Raw genomic sequence first — 19390 nt, 5'->3', positions numbered from 1 at the left:
GGTTTTCTCCATCCCCCACTGATTATTAGCCCTCACCAATCGGGCTTTTACGGACAGTTCATCTCCCACCTAACTTCTTTGCTTTCGCTGAATTTTGAGGTGGGAGTGTTACTGTCCGTTAATGCGGGATAAATCATTTTCTTTTCCATATATTTTGAGCAGCTGTTGCATTTGGATTTCCGGTATCATGAGCAACAACAAATGTAACTTGATCCATTTGTAATCCAGAACGTCTTTTACTTGGGACGGGCAAATACTGTGGGGGAATTGCATACTTCATTTCTAATACCTCCTCTTTTGGTTTTTGCTACATATAAGCTTGAACATAGAGAAATGGCAGAACTTATTTAAAATAAAAATAGCTGTTGGGACACTCCCAACAGCTATTTTTATCACTCACAACCATCTATGTTACATGTCATTCCTTCTGACAAAGTTGTAGTTTCTTTTTTCAATTCTTGTTCAATCACTGCTTCTAACGTTTTTTTATCTCGGACACCTTGGACAACGCTATCACCAATAATAAATGTTGGTACAGCTTGTACGCCCTGTTCATAATATGCATGATGTACTGCTTTTTCATGAGCTGCTTTATATGTGTGATTTTCTAAAGCAGCTCGAAATGCTTCTTGATTCAATCCGACTTCTCCAGCAATTTCTACTAGCACTTCAATTTCGCCGATATTTCGTTCTTCTTGGAAAAATGCTGTGAATACACGGTGCTGATACTCATTTCCTTTTCCATGTTCTTTCGCAAATTGATATCCTTCAAAAGCTGTATGTGTATATGGATGCGGTGAAAGTCGGGGCAGTTTCATATCAACACCCATTTGCTCTGCCCATGGCATAATTGTGCTTTGGAACATCCCTAATTTATCTGGCTCATTCCATGGATCAATTCGCTCCGCTGGATATGGTCGTAATTCAAACGGCATCCATTCTACTTCTACATCTTTTCCTTGAATTGCTTCTTGCAGTGGCTTTTCACCTAAAAAACAAAATGGACAAACGTAATCCGAATAGACTTTTATTTTTAATGTCATGATTAATTTCCCCTTTACGATCAAGTTGAAACAATTATAGTTACAACGAAGTTTAATTGTCAACTCTTATACTTTTCCAATAAAAGAGGCATGCTACTACGATGTCTTCTAATTTTTAAAGGTTATAATTGTTGTTACCGCATAGTATACCGCTTTTTCAAAATCCGCATGTTCAGATACCGATATCGAAACAAGTGACCCGCCACTTGCTGAAAAATATTGAACTGCTTCTAGTGGAATGCCGTCTTCTTTTACATCAATTCTCAACTTACATGAAAAAAAGACTACCTCAAAAGATAGTCTCTTACACTTCAATATGCTGCAACATCGTATAAATATCATTATTAACCGTACCAAATGATTTAATGTTATTTTGAATATTAGATAATAAAATAACATACGCATTACCACTTCTACTAAATCCATTTAAACAATTCCATCCCGGCATTACACCGTGATTAGAGTAACTTCCCGGATTTACATACCATCCAAATCCATAATCTTTTTTAAATGCTGTAAACATTTGATTGTAGCTTTCTTTGGATATTAGCTTCCCAGAAAATAGCGCTTCGTTAAATAAGTATAAATCATTTGCACTCGTATATATGTCGCCATTTCCATATAATTGTGACATGCTCGGGATAGCAGGTACTGTCATATTATTATTTACAATCTTGTAACCAGTAGAAGGATACTTTGTTTTCTCTAATTCAGTACCAAAACCCGAATTTTTCATGCCTACAACATCAAAAATATGTTGTTTAATATATTCTTCTAATGGTTGTCCACTAACTTTCTCAACAATGTAACCAAGTATTGAATAATTGGAATCCGAATACTTCCATTTTTCACCTGGATTAAATAAACGTTTTTGTTGTCCAATTCGCTTCAACAATTCCTCATGAGAAATATCATCTGCTCCTGCCTCATATTCAGGAATTCCAGATGTATGTGTCAATAGATGAACTAATTTAACTTCGCTACCTCTTGGAAAACTAGGAATATATTTCGCTATTGTATCCTCTGTTTGAAGTTTATTTTGATCTTTTAACTGCATAATCGCTGTCGCTACGAATGCCTTTGAAATTGAGCCAATATAAAATGTTGTTTCTGAATTATTTAGTATTTTTTTCGCCTGATTTGCCAGCCCGTACCCTTTATTCAAAAGTACTTTTCCATTTTTCACAACAACTGCTGTTCCACTAAAATTTTTGCTCTTTAAATACTCATCTAATTGGGCATTCTCGTTAATTTCTTGTGGTGGTCCTTGGACAGGTTGTTCCACTTCCTTATTAGCTTGCTGTGGCACTTCCGGAGGTTGTTCTGCTTGTTTTTGTACCGTTTCTTTCTTTACTTCCTTAGTTGCTTTTAACGCATTCTCTTTCTTATTATGTGAAGTAATTTTTGTAAACGCAAAATATACAAGCGAAAACAATACAATGAGAATGACCGTTCTTTTTATGTATGTAACCGGTCGACGAGCTTTCACACTGACACTATCCTTTTCTTCATTCATGGTTCTTTTTTCCCCTTATTTACCAATAATTTAATCCATTCATAAAAAAGATACCCTCTAATTTCTCCTAACTAATGGAAGTTTTGTTTTATACCATCCCTACTTTATCATGTGACGAACGTATTACCAACAAATATGCACAAAAAAAGAAAAAGAAAATTCCAAAAAGTGAGATTCCCGATAATATTTCTATAAAAAAAGAGGCTGCCCTCAAAAAGATCAACTTTATCGACCTTTTTGAACATCCTCTTTTACAATTATTTATACATGTTTTTTCATATCATCAGCTACAGATTCAACGTTTGTACCTACGATAACCTGCACGCTTGTATTACTTAATTTCATAACACCTTTTGCACCTGCACGTTTTAATGCTGGCTCATTTACTAAGTTTGCATCTTTGACTTGTAGGCGTAAACGAGTCGCACAGTTATCAATAACGGTTAAGTTGTCTTTTCCGCCTAATGCTGCTACGTAAGTTTCACCGATAGATCCTGCAACTGGTACTTCATCTTCTTCTACTAACTCCTCATCATCTTCACGACCTGGAGTTTTTAAGTTAAATTTCTTAATTAAGAAATAGAATACCGCAAAGTAAATTGCTGCATAAATCAAACCAATTCCCGCTAATAATAACGGTTTTGTTGCAATACCTAAGTTTAAGAAATAATCAATCGCACCAGCACTAAATGAGAAACCATCGTGAATACCAAGTTTTGTTGTTACAAATAACGAAATACCTGTTAATACAGCATGAATACCATATAATACTGGAGATAAGAACATGAATGAGAATTCAATTGGTTCTGTAATACCAGTTAAGAATGATGTTAAAGCAAGACCAGCTAACATTCCTGTAACCATTTTACGTTTTTCTGGTTTAGCAGCTGCAATCATTGCGAAACATGCTGCTGGTAAACCGAACATCATAATTGGGAAGAACCCAGTCATAAACATACCTGCTGATGGATCTTGCGCAAAGAAGCGTGCGATATCACCATGAACAATATCGCCTGCTGCATTTGTAAAATCACCAAGTACAAACCAGAAATATGTGTTCATTACATGGTGTAAACCAATTGGAATTAATAGACGATTTAATAAACCGAATAGACCAGCTCCGATTGCATCTAAGTTTACAATACCGTGTGCTACTGCATCAATACCGCTTTGAATTGTTGGCCAAATTTGACCGAATACTAATCCTAAAAGAAGCATGACAACAGAAGTAATAATTGGCACGAATCGTTTTCCTGCAAAGAATCCTAACCATTCTGGTAACTTAATCTTATGGAATTTGTTATATAATAAGCCAGCGACAACCCCGGCAATAATACCACCAAGTATAGCCATATTTATCTTCGGTGTTAAAGCCGATGCTTTTGAAACTTTTGTCATTGTATCTGCTAACTTACTTGGATCAACTGAACCGAGTAAGTCTTGAACACTTTTTAATTTATCATTTAATTCTGCTGTTGAATAACTAACACTTAAAGTATTAGTTGTATTCTTCATAACTAGATAACCAATCGCACCTGCAAGACCTGCGGCACCACTACCATCAACAGATAAACCGATTGCAACACCAATTGCAAAAATAAGTGCTAAGTTATCAAAAATTGCTGCACCGGCCTGTGCCATAACAGGAATATCAAATACGTCTGGTTGACCTAAACGAAGCAATAATCCTGCTGCTGGTAACACTGCGATTGGAAGCATTAACGCTTTACCAATACGTTGTAGAAACTGCAACATTGTAATTCCCCCTATTCAATTTATGAAATCGTTATCATTATAATTGCACCTTAGAAAACGCTTTCTATTACATAATCATAATAACATATAGTTGTATAGATGTGTAGCTTTTATTTATGAACTTTTTATGGATATATTCCCCATTTTCAAACTGTTATATAAAAGGGGGATTTTCCTTTTATTACCGACTAAAATGAAAGATAAGGCAACTATACAGCCATTTTGATTTTCCAACATATAAGCCACGGCTATGAAGAACAAAAGGTGACCTGCCCTCGTTTTCTCTCTTTGTTTTACTTGGCATGGGGCAGGAAGAAGATCTGACCGCTTCTATGCATGGCCAGATCCTCTCTCCCAACTAAAAAAGGGTTTATATTGTTTTCAATTTTTATTCAAATAGAAGTTTCATTTTATCATTCCACTTTTTCATGTTATTATTTATTTCCAAGTTTATAGGGAACAGTAAACTTAGTGAAACAGGAACAGGAGCGTTGGTATTATGCAGTGCATCGAGATAAATAACTTGCAACAGCTGTTAGAACAAGTAAAGCCATATACAAAAAAAGGTAAACTTGCTACTTATATCCCCGAACTAGGAAATGCAAATCCAGACGATTTAGGGATCGCTATCTACCATAAAGAGACAGAATATATCCATGCTGGTAACTCACAAACACTCTTCACCCTTCAAAGCATCTCAAAAGTAATTACACTTGCTCTTGCTCTTCTAGATCGCGGTGAAGAATATGTATTCTCTAAAGTTGGAATGGAGCCCACTGGTGACCCATTCAATTCTATTATTAAGCTAGAAACAACTAGCCCTTCTAAACCTCTTAATCCAATGATTAACGCTGGTGCGTTAGCTATTACAAGTATGCTTACAGGAGATAGTAACGAAGAGAAGATGGAACGAATTCTCCGCTTCGTACGTGATATTACAGACAATCCTACAATTAACTACTCTTCAAAAGTAGCCATCTCTGAACTAGAAACTGCTTACTTAAATCGTTCTCTTTGCTACTATATGAAGCAAAATGGCATCATTGATGGCAATATCGAGGAATTAATGGATTTATACACACGTCAATGTGCTATTGAAGTAAACTGTATTGATTTAGCACGTATTGGTTTAATCTTCGCAATGGATGGCTACGATCCATATAAGAAAAAACAAATTATTCCAAGACATATCACAAAAATTTGCAAAACATTTATGGTAACATGTGGCATGTACAACGAATCTGGTGAATTTGCAATCCGCGTTGGTATTCCCGCAAAAAGTGGGGTAGCCGGTGGTATTTTTGGCTGCGTAAAAGGCGAAATGGGAATCGGTATTTTTGGACCAGCTCTAGATGCAAATGGAAATAGTATCGCTGGATTTAAAATATTAGAGTTACTCTCCGCTCAGGAAGGTTGGAGTATTTTTTAAAAAGGTTTCTTAATGACAGTTTTCCTCATTACCTATAATTCAATTTCAAATTCCAACAAATAAAAAAGTTATCCTGCCCCCACTTAAATAGGATAACTTTTTTTATTATGCATATTTGTTCCCCCCTCCCGAATAATATAGTACAACCTAACGCTATACGGTGGAGGTGTAAAAGAAATGAAACTTATTTTTCAAATGGAGGAACAGCCTGTCCTAGAAAAAACCATCCTTCTTTTTATACTCAGTATTGTAGAAAGCCTAAAATTAAAAGTTGTTTCCCCCGATGAGGCTTATCGATACATATTCAATTTAGAAGTATTGGAATTATTAATGGATCGAAATATTGATGATCAAGTACTAGAGCTTATTCATTTTGGAATGGGGCTTGAAGACATTCATCATGTCCTTCCCGAAGAACTTGAACCAAGTATTGAGGAATTAAAATGGCGTTGCATTCAAGTTCTAGGTGAATATGGCATGTATGAAGAATCACAGCAATTAATTGAGGACATCCGCTAAAAAAGCACCTATATAGGTGCTTTAATGTTTTTTTAAACTATTTTTGTACGTTTCAATATTAACTGGTAATTCTTCCTCTTCTAACGTATGCTCATTTACATCCTTATGAATGAATGCTCCTTTAGGCGGCTGATGATCATGACCTTTTTTCTTATGATCAAATGCTTTACCACGTCCCATACTCATCCCCCTTTCTTTAAAAGAAATCAATGTTAGTATGAAGAAAAACACGTCGATATATGCAGTACTTTGTTGTATTTCCAAGGAAATATTCGAATATTGTTTTCCAATCTGCTCTCACATCAATTGATCGATTCCGATAAGAATTAGTAAAATGCCCGCAATAATTGTTGCCCATTTTCCTAAGTATTCCGCTAAAAATCTCTTCCCTATATAGGAAAAACCGCTAATACAAATGAAACTAAATGTACCTGAGATAATTGCAGTCCACCAAAGATTCAAGTTGGTTACTCCCGCATCAAATCCCCCTGCAAGATTATTAATTGATAATGCAACACCTAATACCAATGCTTCAGAAAAACTGATTGTTTTAGACCTATCAAAGTCAGCATTCTCAGGATTACGTAATATTCCCATCACGCTTCCATCTTTCTCTGATACCTCCCCTTGCTTACTAAGTAAGGGTTGACATAAAACAAATACCCCAATTATCCCGAGTACAAGTGCACCAATTAAATTTGCGATAAAATCTGAAATAAACAATGAAATCCAACTTCCAAAAAAGCCAGCCAATAGAGCAAACAAGAAACCAAAAAAGGCGATGATAAAATTATTAAACCAAGAAATTCGAATCTTGCGAATCCCATACGCAATACCTACACCTGCATTATCTAAATTAGAAGCAATTCCAATCAAAAAAATTGAAAATAAACTGGCTGTACTCATCAACATTCACTCCTTCTGTTCACTTTTCATTGCATATTATGCAAATGTTGAGCAACTGTGCCTGTCAGCTTCATATACTTGTAATAAAAAGCTCCACATTTTTTCAACACCTTAGAAAAAAAAGGAGTGCCAAAACTATGTCTACTCAAAATCCAAATGATAAACTTGGTACCTTATTAAAAAAATTGTTAAAAGAACGTGCCTTATCTATGCGCCAATTAGGAACACTTACAAACATTGATCCTTCCACAATTTCAAGAATTATAAATGGTAAACAACAAGCAAAACAAAAACACCTGCAAAAATTTGCAGAATGTCTGCAAATTCCACCGCAAGTGTTATATGATGCAATCTATACAGATTCCCCTCATACAAAAAAAGAAAAAACAGATATGTACACATCACTTGATGCAATTCAACAAACATTACAATCCTCCAACTTATTTGATTATGAGTACACAACAACTCGTGTGAAACAGGAACTTGAAAATTATGAAAGATATGCACAAACAACAGAAGGTCAGAGACGCATTCATGAGAGTTTCTCAACAAAACTAGAGCAAATTGATAGTACAGGTCCTTTCATTGAGCAATTAACAGATATGTATCATCAATTTTGCAAAGAGTCCACTCCTCTCAATGAGCGTGCTATCATTGGAAGTGCCCTACTGTATTTTGTTTTATCAACAGACATTATTCCAGATTATATATTTCCAATTGGCTATTTGGATGATGCAATTGCAGTTGAGTTAGCAAAAGAGAAATTGGCTGATATAAAGAAGAAAACTTAGAGGCTGCTCAAGAAAAATGGAACTATTTCGAAATTCTAATTTGACTAACTTCTGAAATAGTTCCATCCTAAAAAAATCGTACAAACATCAAAGTTTGTACGATTCCACGACATGTACTTTTCATATTACATGATGTATCTTATCCTTTTATTAGGAAAACCTTAATTTTTTCTTATTTTTGTGTATGACACCATTCATAGATAAAAGCGGTAATCACTTTCGTAAACTCAATCAACTGCTGAACTTCAACTTCTTCATTTTATCCATAACTTAAGATGAAACTTTTCTTACTCTTTCACAAATCAGAATTCCACCACACAAATTGGAAAATTTTATGTTATAATTTAATTATAAATTTATAAAAAGGGGCTAAGTTGATGATAAAAGATAAACGACTGAAACGCTTATATTATCTATACCTTTTCCCTGCAATCCTATGCATGATGTTTTTTCTCAACAGCGACATGAATAGCCTTCCTTATGCACAGCTACTCGGGACAGTTAGCGGTTGTATCGCAGCGATTATGCTTGCTGCTTTTTGGACTGTTAAACTACAAATCAAAAAAGATCAATCCTCTTAGTCTACATGTATTTTATAAAAAACGAGCTATCTGGTAGATTAGCTCGTTTTTTTGATTTTCATTTCAATACTAATGATATCCTGTCATTCTCTACATATAACATAAAGCTGTGATTATGTACCTACGGTTGATTTTTTTATAACACTATTACTCATCTACATAAAAATCAAACCTAAAATTCCATCATAAACTTTATACTTCTATTGCATCCTTCTTTTCAATACGTTCCATTGTTTTTTTCTTATTTTTTGTAAAATGATAAAACAGTAAACAAACAATCGTAAATGGAATACCACAATACAATGCCATGCGTTGTTCCGGAATAAACGCCATACCAACAATTACCGTTAAATTTAATACCAAAGCAAGAAGCGGGACAAACGGATACAATGGGGTTTTAAATTTCAAGTCCTTAATATCTCCTCCTTGCTTTAAGTATGTTCTTCTAGCCAAAAGGTTAGATAAAGCGATAGATGCCCAAACCAATATTGCACCGAATCCCGCAATAGAAAGAAGCCATAAATAAACTGTATCCTCTGCATAAATACCTGATAATAAAGAAAGACAACCTACAATCGTACTTACAATCAATGCATAAATTGGAACACCATTTTTAGATAGCTTACCAAAAATCGGACTAATCATGCCTTGATTAGACATAGACCATAGCATACGAGAAGTCGCATATAATCCAGAATTTGCTACTGATAATACTGCAGTAATAATAACGAAATTTATAATATCTGCTGCATAAGGAATACCAATTTTATCAAATACAACTACGAATGGACTTTCTATCACTCCTGCTTGTTGCCAAGGGAACAACCCAGCAAGTATAAAAATGGAAAGTACAAAGAAAACTAGTATACGCCAAACTGTATTATTAATAGCTTTTGGAATTGTTTTTTCTGGATTTTCGCTCTCTCCAGCTGCAATACCAACTAATTCTGTTCCCTGAAAGGAAAAATTAACTGCAATCATTGTAATTAAAATAGCTGTTAGCCCATTTGGAAACAGTCCTCCGTAATCAGTAAAGCTAGAAAGCATGGGTGCTGGTTCATTTCCTTTCATATCTAGGAAACCAAACATAGCTGCCCCGCCTAAAATAATAAATGCGATAATCGTAATTACTTTAATGCTTGCAAACCAAAACTCAACCTCTGCAAAACTTCTTGAGGATAATGCATTAATAGCAAAAAGTAAAATTGCAAAAATTATGCACCAAATCCATGATGATACATCCGGAAACCAACGTTTCATTAGAATACTAACTGCAATCAGTTCAATTCCTATCGTAGCGGACCAGTTTAACCATGACATCCATCCCACTAAGTAACCTACTGCAGGTGAAATATGCTTTGTAGCATACGTTTGATAAGACCCTGCATCAGGCATAGCAACTGCCAATTCTCCAAGGCAGAGCATTGTTAAATACATAACAAATCCCCCAACAAGATAAGCTACAATTGCCCCTCCAGGTCCAGCTTCATGAATTGTATAACCTGATCCTAAGAAAAGTCCGGTACCAATAACCCCTCCAAGTGCAATCATAAATATGTGTCGACTTTTTAGCTCTCGCTTTAACTCCTGATTTTGCTTTTCCATATGAGCCCCCCCTAGCAGAAATGTAAACGCTTTAAAAAATAAAGTGCATACTCATGATTGCGATAGACTTGTAACAAGAGGGAGATTTTTCAAAAGAAAATCTCCCAATCCAAGGAAATACCTATCACACGATAAATAGTTGTTACTAAAATTTTTTTATAATTTTCCACAATTGTTTAAAAGATCCTTAGAAAACGGTACATCATCCAGAAGGACTATATTAATCACTTCCTGTAATCAATAAATCATCCCTGACTGTTATTAATAATGTTTGCTCCGTGATAACTTGTCCTTCTTCTACTTCTAGCAATTCCACATAACCGCTGATTCCCACTTTAACTTCTACTTTCCGTTCATCCATCGTTTCAATTAAAGCTAATTTCTCCCACTCATATACGTAGGAACTTTCATTAATAAATAATTTTGTAACTCTGCCATAGCAAGGGCTGTACACGTTTTCTATTACTGTTTTCATCTTTTAAACCCCTCTTTCTTATTAAGTGCGCATGTAACTCTTTTCCCCCACCTCCAAATTTATAAGATTCAACTACTATTCATGCAAGATATATACCAACCTAATTTCTTACTTAGGATTAAGAGATAGTACTGAAAAAATCTGAATTCCACGCAATATCTTTCTTCTCTTTTAAAGATTTTTCACCTTAAACATGCAAATTTTTTTTGCATACTCGCAAAAATTTTATTAAAATTAAGAAAAATCAGTCTTCATAGGGTATAACAAGGAGAAGATGAAACATGTATACAGAAGAAATCAATTTCAAAAAATTAGTTAAAATGAATATGCTATATGAAACTTTACTGAATGAAATTGATATTGGCATTCACATGATTAACGAAGAAGGTAAGACGATCATTTATAACCGCAAAATGATGGAAATTGAATCGATGGATCATAAAGATGTACTATATAAAAATCTTTTAGAAGTATTTGCTTTTGAAGAAAACCAGAATAGTACTCTTATAGAGGCATTAACACTTGGAAAAGCAAAGAAAAATATAAAACAGACTTATTTTAATAATAAGGGGCAAGAGATTACAACGATTAATGACACCTTCCCTATAGTGAAGAATGGAAAAATCAAGGGCGCTGTTGAAATCGTAAAAGAATTTCCTCCATTAAGGCAAACGAGTAAAGGGGGCGCGATTCGAGGGCATCATACGAAATTTACCTTCAATCATATAATAGGTAATTCAGGCGCGATTCAATCGGTTATTACAGAAGCAAAAAAAGTAACGCGTACCTCTTCCTCTATACTGATTGTGGGAGAAACAGGAACTGGAAAAGAACTATTTGCACAAAGTATTCATAATAAAAGTCAACGTGCTGGAAAACCTTTTATCTCACAAAATTGTGCTGCCATTCCTGAAACTTTAATGGAAAGCTTATTATTCGGTACGAATAAAGGAGCGTTTACAGGCGCAATCGATAAATCAGGCTTATTTGAAGAAGCACATGGTGGGACTTTATTGTTAGATGAAATTAACTCGCTAAGCCCTGCACTTCAGGCCAAATTATTGCGGGCAATACAAGATAAAACAATACGAAGAATCGGCGGATCACAGGAAAAAGAAGTCGACGTTCGAATCATAGCTACCATTAATGAAGATCCGATTGAAGCTATCACGCATAATCGCCTGCGAAAAGATTTATATTACAGACTAAGCGTCGTTACTTTATTTCTCCCACCTTTAAGACAGCGGAAAGAAGACATCTTACCGCTTCTTCATAGCTTTATTGAAAAATATAATATGCAGTTTGGTTTACGAGTACAAGGTGTGGATGACAGCGTAATAAATTTCTTCTATAAACACGATTGGCCCGGCAATATACGCGAATTAGAGCACATAATTGAAGGGGCTATGAACTTAATTGAAGATGAGGACGTTATTACAACATCCCATATCCCAGCTCGTTTTTATGAGCTAACAAAAAACGAATCCCCTATTCAACCTCCTCTAGCTAGATGGGAAACAGATAAATTAGATCATACATCGAAAACTTTAAAGAACACAATAAAAGAAATGGAAAGAGAATATATTATTCAAATTCTTAAAGAACATAATGGAAATATCTCGCAAGCCGCAAAATACTTAGGATTAAGTAGACAAAACTTGCAATATCGATTAAAAAAGTATGGGCTAAATACGTAATCATAGAATGTTCTATAAGCATAAAAAATAAAGGCCGTTCCGAAAGGACGGTCTTTATTTTTTCCTAAAAATCAACCTTCTCCAAATACAATCCACTCGCATCCGCAAGACAATTAATTTGATTTCGTTGTTTCGCTTCTAAAATTTGTGGGATCACTTCAGCATCTAACTGACCTAATCCAACTTCTACTAACGCTCCAACGATTTTTCTCACCATATTGTGAAGAAATCCATTTCCGTTCACTCTAATTTGGATGAAACCTTCACTTTCCACGACATCGAGCATATATATTTCACGAACCATAGATTTCTTTTTAGATTTAGCATTAGAAAAAGCAGTAAAATCATGTGAACCAATTAAATATTGCGCTGCTTTTTGCATGTTTTCAATATTTAACTTTTTCCCAACATGCATGCTGTATTTACGCATAAATGGATTTGTATGTTCCTCATTCCAAATTTTATATAAATACGTTTTCGATTTTGAGTTGTAGCGAGCGTGGAAGCGTTCTGAGACTAACTCTACATCAGTAATACTAATATCGTTTGGTAAGTATTGATTTAAATACTTTTTAACTTTAAGTTCTGGTAAATTCTCATCAATCTTAAAATTAGCTACTTGGTGAAGAGCATGTACACCAGCATCTGTTCTGCTGCAGCCAATAATTTCGATTTCTCTTCCGGTCATTTCTGATAATACACTTTCGATTTTCCCTTGAATCGTATTATCATTATTTCCAAGACGTTGCCAGCCTTTATAGCGGCCTCCGTCATATTGAATTGTTAATTTGTAGTTGTTCATTGTTTTCTGCTATTAAAAACATAGACATTTTCCTATTCATGTTTTTATTAACAGACTCACCGCCTTTCTTTTTCCGTTACATAAAACAAAAATTTTAAGCATTCTATGATGTTTTTCGTAATCTTCTTTTCATAGTAACACAAGACAGCTGATTAGGCGTCTACTTCTGCCAATGTATTATGCGCATAGACCACACATATTAAATCAATAATGTATAATCTCCCTTTTCTAGTTCACGGACGCCACCCATGTTCCTGCAAGAACTTCTGTAGCTCTTCTTCAGACGGTACGTTTTTCTCCCATTCTTCACAATCATTTAGAAATTTCTCAGTATCATGGGCAACAGACAGTTCCTTCTTCCGAAACCTCACTGCTGCTTCCTCTACTTCACTAAGCCTCGTATATCCTTTTTCATGCCAGTCCCGTAAAATGCCCTTCACATAAGCAAGCGTCCGCTTGTTATTTTCATAGGCAATCTGGAGTGCTTTCAATACAAGTTCATCTGACAGATCATCCATCCACGCATTCAGTTCCTCCATCGTATGCGGTGACAAGCTGTCAAAGTTTTGTTCATAAAACGTGAATACATTACCTCCCGAATCAATTTCCCCATCTGTTTCACAGCTTTCGGCATCATCTTGAGGAACAGCTTGAGACTCTTCAACCGGCATGCCAAAATGCTCCAATAACAGCGGAATGCTCAGCCCTTCCTCCAAACATTTTTGAAGAAACATATGTAAAAACTTTTTGCTTTTCACAGTCTTTAGCTCACGCAAAACACATTTCTCGATGTTCGTGTTCGTAACTAGGTTATAGCGCACCCAGTTCTGGATGTATAGCTCCTTCGTTTCTGCATCATATAATATTTTTCCATAGTCAATGAACCGCTGCAGTAGCTTCTCAACAGTCTCCCGGTTATAGCCTGTTTCCATCTCCGCCAAACGCTTCGGCAACGGATAAATGCCGCATTGCGTCGTTTTAGAGCATGTCAGCAAGTATATGTAAAAGTATCGTTCCTCCGGCGTTAAGTCCAATACAAAATCATCCTGCCAAAAATTCACCTGTACATTCCGGTATACTGCCATATTGATTCCTCCCATCTTTTGCGGCACATAGGAAATTACCGTTTCCTTAATAGATATAAGGACGAATGAGGAAATTTGGCAATTTGATTTTTAAAAAATGACTAATACGGTTTTATTTCTTTTAGGATGATTCTTGTAGTAGTAGTTTTTTTTTGTTTTGTTTTTGTAATGATTTATTACTTGTAAAGAGCTTGGGATGGGCTTGCAAGGGCATTGTAAGGGACTATTCATTGTGAATCAAAAGAATTTAGCTATCCTTTTGATATCTCACTCTATTAAAAAAATACAAATTCAACCAATTTAATACGATAAAATCTAGTCAAAAATAATGAAATTTTAAGAATAATAAGGTACACTAGTCAATGGTTTTAGTTTAAAATCGGTTGACGTTGATGTATACGGAGGAATAGTTTATGAACAACAACACAATAAATGAATCAGTTGAAGAAGTTGATAGAAAACGAGTAAACTCAAGCAAGCGTTTTAAAAATTGGAAGTTTATCACAGCAGGTGGCGTCGTTACAATTGCACTTCTAATTGGGGGAATGAGTTATTATCAGGCAACTCGTTTCAATTCACAGGTTACGATTAATGACACAAAAGTCGGTGGTCTGACTGCTGATCAGGCACTAAAGAAATTAAAAACATCTGGATTAGAAAACAAAGTCTATGTCGGCCAACAACAAATTTTAGATGAAAAAGATACGCAAACGGAACTTACGGAAGAAGATTTGCCTAAAGTTAAGAAACTATTAAAAGGCCAGTGGACATTTTTCCCTTCCTCAAAGGAAAAGAATTATTCGTTGCTACCAGAAAAGGCGGATCAGTATCGAAGCGAAACGATGAAAAAACTTGTAGAAGAAAAACTCATATCTATGAATAAAAGTTTAAAAGCGCCTCAAGATGCTATGGCGAAGCTCGAACAGGGCAAAGTTGTTATCTCAAAAAGCATTGACGGAAAACAGTATGATGTTGCTAGTCTATTGAAGGATTACGACAAGCAGAAATATAAAAGTGAAATCCATCTGAATCCTGTATACATACAGCCTATTAAGGAAAACGATTCGATTGTCAAAAAAGAAGAACAAGCGCTACAGGATCTTCTTCAACAAACCATTGATTATAAGGTACAAAATGAAGTTTACTCTTTAAAAGCTAAAGATTTAATTCAAAATGCCTCTATGTCAAAGGATATGAAAGTTACAATCGACGCGAGCGACATTAAGAACAAGATTGCTGAAATTAATAATTCTAAATCAACATTAAATAAAGACTTCACATTTAAAACCCATTCTGGTTCGGTCATATCAGTAAAAGGACAAGGCTATGGCTGGGCAATACATATTGAAAAAGAAGCAAAACGAATCCAAGAAGCCTTCGAAAAAGGGGAAAAATCGCTTTCCGCTTCTAATATTTACGGAAATGGCTGGAATAATGAAGGCATCGGTTATGAAACAACAGCGAATAATGGCATTGGAGACACGTATGCGGAAGTGTCTATTGCAGAACAGCAAATTTGGATTTACAAAAATGGAAAATTGGAAGTCACAACGAATGTAGTAACTGGTAAACATAGCACGAGTGAAGATACATCACCAGGTGTGTGGTATGTACTCTATAAACGATCACCGTACACACTCAAAGGTAGCGCAGTAGGTAAACCCGATTATTCCGTTAATGTAGATTACTGGGCTCCGTTCACAAATGGCGGACAAGGATTCCACGATGCCGGCTGGCGGACAAACTGGGCCAATAATGCCTATTTAACGGGAGGATCGGGCGGATGTGTTAACCTTCCTCCTAGTGTTGCGAAAACTGTGTATGATAATCTCAGCACTTATGAACCGGTTGTCGTGTACTAGCAAATAGCAGTATCTCAAGTATTTTCTTTATAAAAACAAAGAAGCAGGAAATCCTAAGTGATTTTCTGCTTCTTTGTTTTTATTATTTATGCTCCGTATTTCTCCTGTGCAGGGTGGAAAACAGTTGTATACTTATATTCAACTTCCATAAAAACCCCATTTGCTTATGGTATTGTTCACTGTTGCACCTGCAACGGAGGCCATTTTATTTATTCACCTTTAGTACTAACTCTAACTATTTTTCAACTTCCTTTATATATTCCCATGTTTCTCCTTTATCTTTTGATTGATAAAGTGCGCTACTATCACCATTATAATCTCCATCTGCTCCTTGTCCAACTAACATATTAAAAACTCCATCTTTCTCATAAGGCATACCAGGAGAATCAAAAGGACTTATTATAGACTGTGTATGATCTAATTTCACTTCATGAGGTGTATAATTTACCTTTTTAAAAGATACGCCCTCATCATCTGTACGATATAGCTCTCCGTTAGTACCAGAAGGACGGATTGCTCCTAAAAATCCAAGTTTATCATTTATAAAAGTTATTCCTGATACACTACCAATTCCTCCGATGAATGGGTCTGTATTTATAACCTCCCATGTTTTACCTCCATCAATAGTCTTGCTTAGTGAATAAAAAGCACTACCTAATGCTTTTTCTGTCATATTTAGTTTATAACCAACTTCTTTTGATAGGAAAAACTGTTCCTTGCTATTAGTTAAATCTTGTTGCTTCTCTTTAGAACTCTTTTGATTTGGTTTAGTATTTAGTTTACTCCAATTCGGGTCACCTATTAAGTTATATCTAGCAGGTACTAACTCTTTCTCTTTTCCAGGGACAAATATAGATACAGTATATCCAATGATTTCAGAAGTTGCTTCTTCAAGTTTATGCTCCTTACCATCCTCATTAATATTAATAATTCCCTCCGTATTGTACCCCCAATTCCTTTTCCCGTAATAAATCAATCCATACTTACCTTCATTCCACTTACTAACTGTTCGCTTAACTGGAATAGCCTTAACCGTTTTAATTAAAGGTTCTACTAGCTTATCATCATCATAATCAGGATTTGCATATCCATTTCGTATTATAGTAATGTCTTGTGACTTTTTTTTATTATAAGTTATTAAGTAAGTTTCCTCTTTCCCATCAGCATTTTTCCCATAAACAAATGTATCAAACGCTGTGATTGTTCCATCTGAATGAAATGTAAGATCAAAATCAGTTGCCATATATAATTTCTTTGGCAAAGTATATTTTTTATTTATATCTTCAAAAATACCTTCTACCCCATATTCATATATATTATTATGTTTAAATTTAACTGACCTTTCATGTTTTAACCTTTCTATAAACCATGCAAGCTTGCCTCCATAATTTGTTGCACTTTTATAAATCTGTACTCCATAAAATGATGTGATTACCACAATAATGATAATAGAAATGTATTTCCATGCAGTTAAATTAGTTAATTTTTTAGATTCATATTCTCTATCTTTTATCATTTTCATTGTAGTAAATGTAATTATAGATATAAAAAATACTATACATAATAATAAAATATAAATATTATACTTCATTCTTCCATACGTACAGAATGAAGCTAACTCATAACAAAAAATCCAGTATCCAATTATTAATATTGGGTTTGTTAATAATGATATAAGTATCCTTTTTGCATTTCCTCTAAATATGTAAATCACCCCTAATCAAATTTGGTAATTATATTTATCTATATTGAGTATACTTTGTTTTACCAAATATTTGTATAATCCTTTGATCATCATATTATTTAATTACATACGAATTAATTCAAATCACTATCCGTTACTTATGATACGATTCAGCGTAATTCATCCTGAATAAAAATTAGGCCTTATCGATTTTTCGATAAGACCTATCTCTCACTGCTACACCTTTAATTTTCTTTTCTAACAAGCCTTACCACATTTTCCACATGCGCCGTATGTGGGAACATATCAACCGGTTGTACATATTCCACTTCATAACTCTTCATTAATGCTTTCACATCACGTGCTAATGATGAAGGGTTGCAAGAAACATAAACAACTTGCTTTGGTTGTACTTTTAAAATTGTTTCAAGTAACTTATCGTCACAACCTGTACGCGGTGGATCAACCACGATTACATCTGGACGCCAGCCTTCTTTCACCCATTTTGGTAGCCATTGTTCTGCCTTTCCAGCTTCGTACTTTGTATTTGTAAATCCGTGACGTTTCGCATTTTTCTTTGCATCTTCAATCGCTTCTGGAATGACATCCATACCGCGCACTTCTGCTGCATCATTTGCTAGCCAAAGCCCAATTGTACCAACGCCACAATATGCATCAACGATTTTTTCTTTTCCTGTTAACGCAGCAGCTTTTTTCGCTTCGTTGTAAAGGACAACAGTTTGTTCTGGATTCAACTGGAAGAATGCACGTGCTGATAATTCAAATGATAAATCACCGAGTGTTTCTTGAATGACTTCTTTTCCAGCTAAGTTGAATGTTTTGTCACCGAAAATAACAGATGTTTTACGCCAGTTCACATTTTGCATAATCGATTTGACTGTTGGCATTTGTTTTTGTACTTCTGCGATAAATTGCTCTTTATTTGGTAATTCTTCTTTTGTTGTAATTAATGTGACTTGTACTTCCCCTGTTTGAACTGCAGCACGTGTCACAATTGTACGCACTAGACCTTTTTGTTTTTTCTCGTTGTAAATAGAAATGTTCAATTTTTCTAATATACGTCGTACAACTTTTGTCGCTTCGTTTGTTGCTTTATGCTGAATCATGCAGTGAGAAATATCAATTAATTGATGTGAGTTCTGTTTATATAATCCTGTAATCACTTTTTCATCTTTACGTCCTACTTGTAATTGACTTTTATTACGATAATGCCATGGGTTTCCCATACCAAGTGTTGGACGAATGTCAGCTTCCATGCTTCCGTTCATATACTTTTCAAAGGCTTGTACCACAATATCTCGCTTTTGATTCAACTGTTCTTTATAATCTAAATGCTGCAATTGACAACCACCGCATTCATCATATACTGGGCATGGCGGTTTTACGCGATGCGGTGATGCTTTACGAATTTTTTTCACTTTCGCTTCAGCAAAGCCACGCTGAATTTTCGTTGTTTCCGCAACAACTTCTTCTCCTGGTAATGCCCCTGGAATGAAAACAACTTGTCTCTTAAAATAACCAACGCCTTCTCCGTTAATCCCTAGACGCTTAATTGTCACAGGAAACGTTTGACCAACTTCCAACTTACTCTCATGTTGCTTTTGTACCATTATTACACC

General features: G+C 35.1%; 18 protein-coding genes and 1 pseudogene. 6 read left to right on the top strand and 13 right to left on the bottom strand.

Annotated elements, in window-relative coordinates:
- Window positions 1–133: 133 nt before the first annotated feature.
- From JDS96_RS18505 to nagE, 5 genes and pseudogenes are all read right to left on the bottom strand, one after another.
- Window positions 134–280, bottom strand: coding sequence for a hypothetical protein (locus JDS96_RS18505; RefSeq protein ID WP_199667644.1), 147 nt, complete (start codon window positions 278–280; stop codon window positions 134–136).
- Window positions 281–392: 112 nt separating this feature from the next.
- Window positions 393–1043, bottom strand: a complete 651-nt coding sequence (locus JDS96_RS18500) for a DsbA family oxidoreductase (protein WP_003194883.1) — start codon at window positions 1041–1043, stop codon at window positions 393–395.
- Window positions 1044–1151: 108 nt separating this feature from the next.
- A pseudogene (locus JDS96_RS18495) lies at window positions 1152–1304 on the bottom strand (sugar ABC transporter ATP-binding protein); the annotation flags it as partial.
- A 43-nt stretch (window positions 1305–1347) separates the two neighbouring features.
- On the bottom strand, window positions 1348–2559 hold the full coding sequence (locus JDS96_RS18490; RefSeq protein WP_018767241.1) for a serine hydrolase domain-containing protein: 1212 nt from the start codon (window positions 2557–2559) through the stop codon (window positions 1348–1350).
- A gap of 261 nt (window positions 2560–2820) precedes the next feature.
- A complete protein-coding gene (nagE, locus tag JDS96_RS18485) occupies window positions 2821–4314 on the bottom strand; it encodes an N-acetylglucosamine-specific PTS transporter subunit IIBC (protein WP_003205798.1) in 1494 nt (497 codons plus the stop codon).
- A 499-nt stretch (window positions 4315–4813) separates the two neighbouring features.
- On the opposite strand from nagE, the gene glsA reads away from it, so the two are divergent.
- Window positions 4814–5743 carry a glutaminase A gene (glsA, locus tag JDS96_RS18480; RefSeq protein WP_006093333.1) on the top strand — a complete coding sequence of 310 codons (930 nt, stop codon included), beginning with the start codon at window positions 4814–4816 and terminating at the stop codon, window positions 5741–5743.
- 177 nt (window positions 5744–5920) lie between these two features.
- Window positions 5921–6262: a DUF3969 family protein gene (locus JDS96_RS18475; RefSeq protein ID WP_003194872.1), complete on the top strand. Its 342-nt coding sequence runs from the start codon at window positions 5921–5923 to the stop codon at window positions 6260–6262.
- A 21-nt stretch (window positions 6263–6283) separates the two neighbouring features.
- Here the strand turns inward: JDS96_RS18475 and JDS96_RS18470 are convergent, their stop codons facing one another.
- Together JDS96_RS18470 and ytaF are read right to left on the bottom strand one after the other, a co-directional pair.
- Window positions 6284–6442 carry a hypothetical protein gene (locus tag JDS96_RS18470; RefSeq protein ID WP_000532411.1) on the bottom strand — a complete coding sequence of 53 codons (159 nt, stop codon included), beginning with the start codon at window positions 6440–6442 and terminating at the stop codon, window positions 6284–6286.
- Between the two features lie 117 nt (window positions 6443–6559).
- Window positions 6560–7168, bottom strand: a complete 609-nt coding sequence (gene ytaF / locus JDS96_RS18465; RefSeq protein WP_033795854.1) for a sporulation membrane protein YtaF — start codon at window positions 7166–7168, stop codon at window positions 6560–6562.
- A 137-nt stretch (window positions 7169–7305) separates the two neighbouring features.
- On the opposite strand from ytaF, the gene JDS96_RS18460 reads away from it, so the two are divergent.
- Window positions 7306–7959 carry a DUF1232 domain-containing protein gene (locus JDS96_RS18460; protein WP_003194865.1) on the top strand — a complete coding sequence of 218 codons (654 nt, stop codon included), beginning with the start codon at window positions 7306–7308 and terminating at the stop codon, window positions 7957–7959.
- A gap of 377 nt (window positions 7960–8336) precedes the next feature.
- A complete protein-coding gene (locus tag JDS96_RS18455) occupies window positions 8337–8540 on the top strand; it encodes a hypothetical protein (protein ID WP_018767239.1) in 204 nt (67 codons plus the stop codon).
- A 192-nt stretch (window positions 8541–8732) separates the two neighbouring features.
- Here JDS96_RS18455 and JDS96_RS18450 read toward each other — a convergent pair whose 3' ends face one another.
- Both JDS96_RS18450 and JDS96_RS18445 read right to left on the bottom strand, forming a co-directional pair.
- Window positions 8733–10145 carry an amino acid permease gene (locus JDS96_RS18450; RefSeq protein WP_199667643.1) on the bottom strand — a complete coding sequence of 471 codons (1413 nt, stop codon included), beginning with the start codon at window positions 10143–10145 and terminating at the stop codon, window positions 8733–8735.
- Window positions 10146–10365: 220 nt separating this feature from the next.
- On the bottom strand, window positions 10366–10620 hold the full coding sequence (locus JDS96_RS18445; RefSeq protein WP_003194859.1) for a biotin/lipoyl attachment domain-containing protein: 255 nt from the start codon (window positions 10618–10620) through the stop codon (window positions 10366–10368).
- A gap of 281 nt (window positions 10621–10901) precedes the next feature.
- Between JDS96_RS18445 and JDS96_RS18440 the strand changes: the two genes are divergently transcribed.
- Window positions 10902–12317, top strand: coding sequence for a sigma-54 interaction domain-containing protein (locus JDS96_RS18440; protein ID WP_199667642.1), 1416 nt, complete (start codon window positions 10902–10904; stop codon window positions 12315–12317).
- Window positions 12318–12381: 64 nt separating this feature from the next.
- On the opposite strand, the gene truA is transcribed toward JDS96_RS18440, so the two are convergent.
- Together truA and JDS96_RS18430 are read right to left on the bottom strand one after the other, a co-directional pair.
- Complete coding sequence (gene truA / locus JDS96_RS18435; protein ID WP_003194856.1) at window positions 12382–13119, bottom strand: tRNA pseudouridine(38-40) synthase TruA; 738 nt, start codon at window positions 13117–13119, stop codon at window positions 12382–12384.
- A gap of 233 nt (window positions 13120–13352) precedes the next feature.
- Window positions 13353–14204, bottom strand: a complete 852-nt coding sequence (locus tag JDS96_RS18430) for a DnaD domain-containing protein (protein ID WP_199667641.1) — start codon at window positions 14202–14204, stop codon at window positions 13353–13355.
- A 413-nt stretch (window positions 14205–14617) separates the two neighbouring features.
- Between JDS96_RS18430 and JDS96_RS18425 the strand changes: the two genes are divergently transcribed.
- On the top strand, window positions 14618–16066 hold the full coding sequence (locus JDS96_RS18425; protein WP_199667640.1) for a L,D-transpeptidase family protein: 1449 nt from the start codon (window positions 14618–14620) through the stop codon (window positions 16064–16066).
- A 235-nt stretch (window positions 16067–16301) separates the two neighbouring features.
- On the opposite strand, the gene JDS96_RS18420 is transcribed toward JDS96_RS18425, so the two are convergent.
- Window positions 16302–17780 carry a WD40/YVTN/BNR-like repeat-containing protein gene (locus tag JDS96_RS18420; protein ID WP_199667639.1) on the bottom strand — a complete coding sequence of 493 codons (1479 nt, stop codon included), beginning with the start codon at window positions 17778–17780 and terminating at the stop codon, window positions 16302–16304.
- Between the two features lie 215 nt (window positions 17781–17995).
- Window positions 17996–19381 (bottom strand): 23S rRNA (uracil(1939)-C(5))-methyltransferase RlmD, encoded by a 1386-nt coding sequence (gene rlmD, locus JDS96_RS18415; RefSeq protein ID WP_003194847.1) that lies wholly within the window; start codon window positions 19379–19381, stop codon window positions 17996–17998.
- Between the last annotated feature and the right edge of the window lie 9 nt (window positions 19382–19390).

Source organism: Bacillus cereus group sp. N21 (assembly GCF_016483395.1).
In the GTDB taxonomy this organism is placed as follows: Bacteria; Bacillota; Bacilli; order Bacillales; family Bacillaceae_G; genus Bacillus_A; species Bacillus_A pseudomycoides.
Note: the sequence above shows the minus strand (reverse complement) of the source record. Positions and strands in the feature narration are given on the sequence as shown.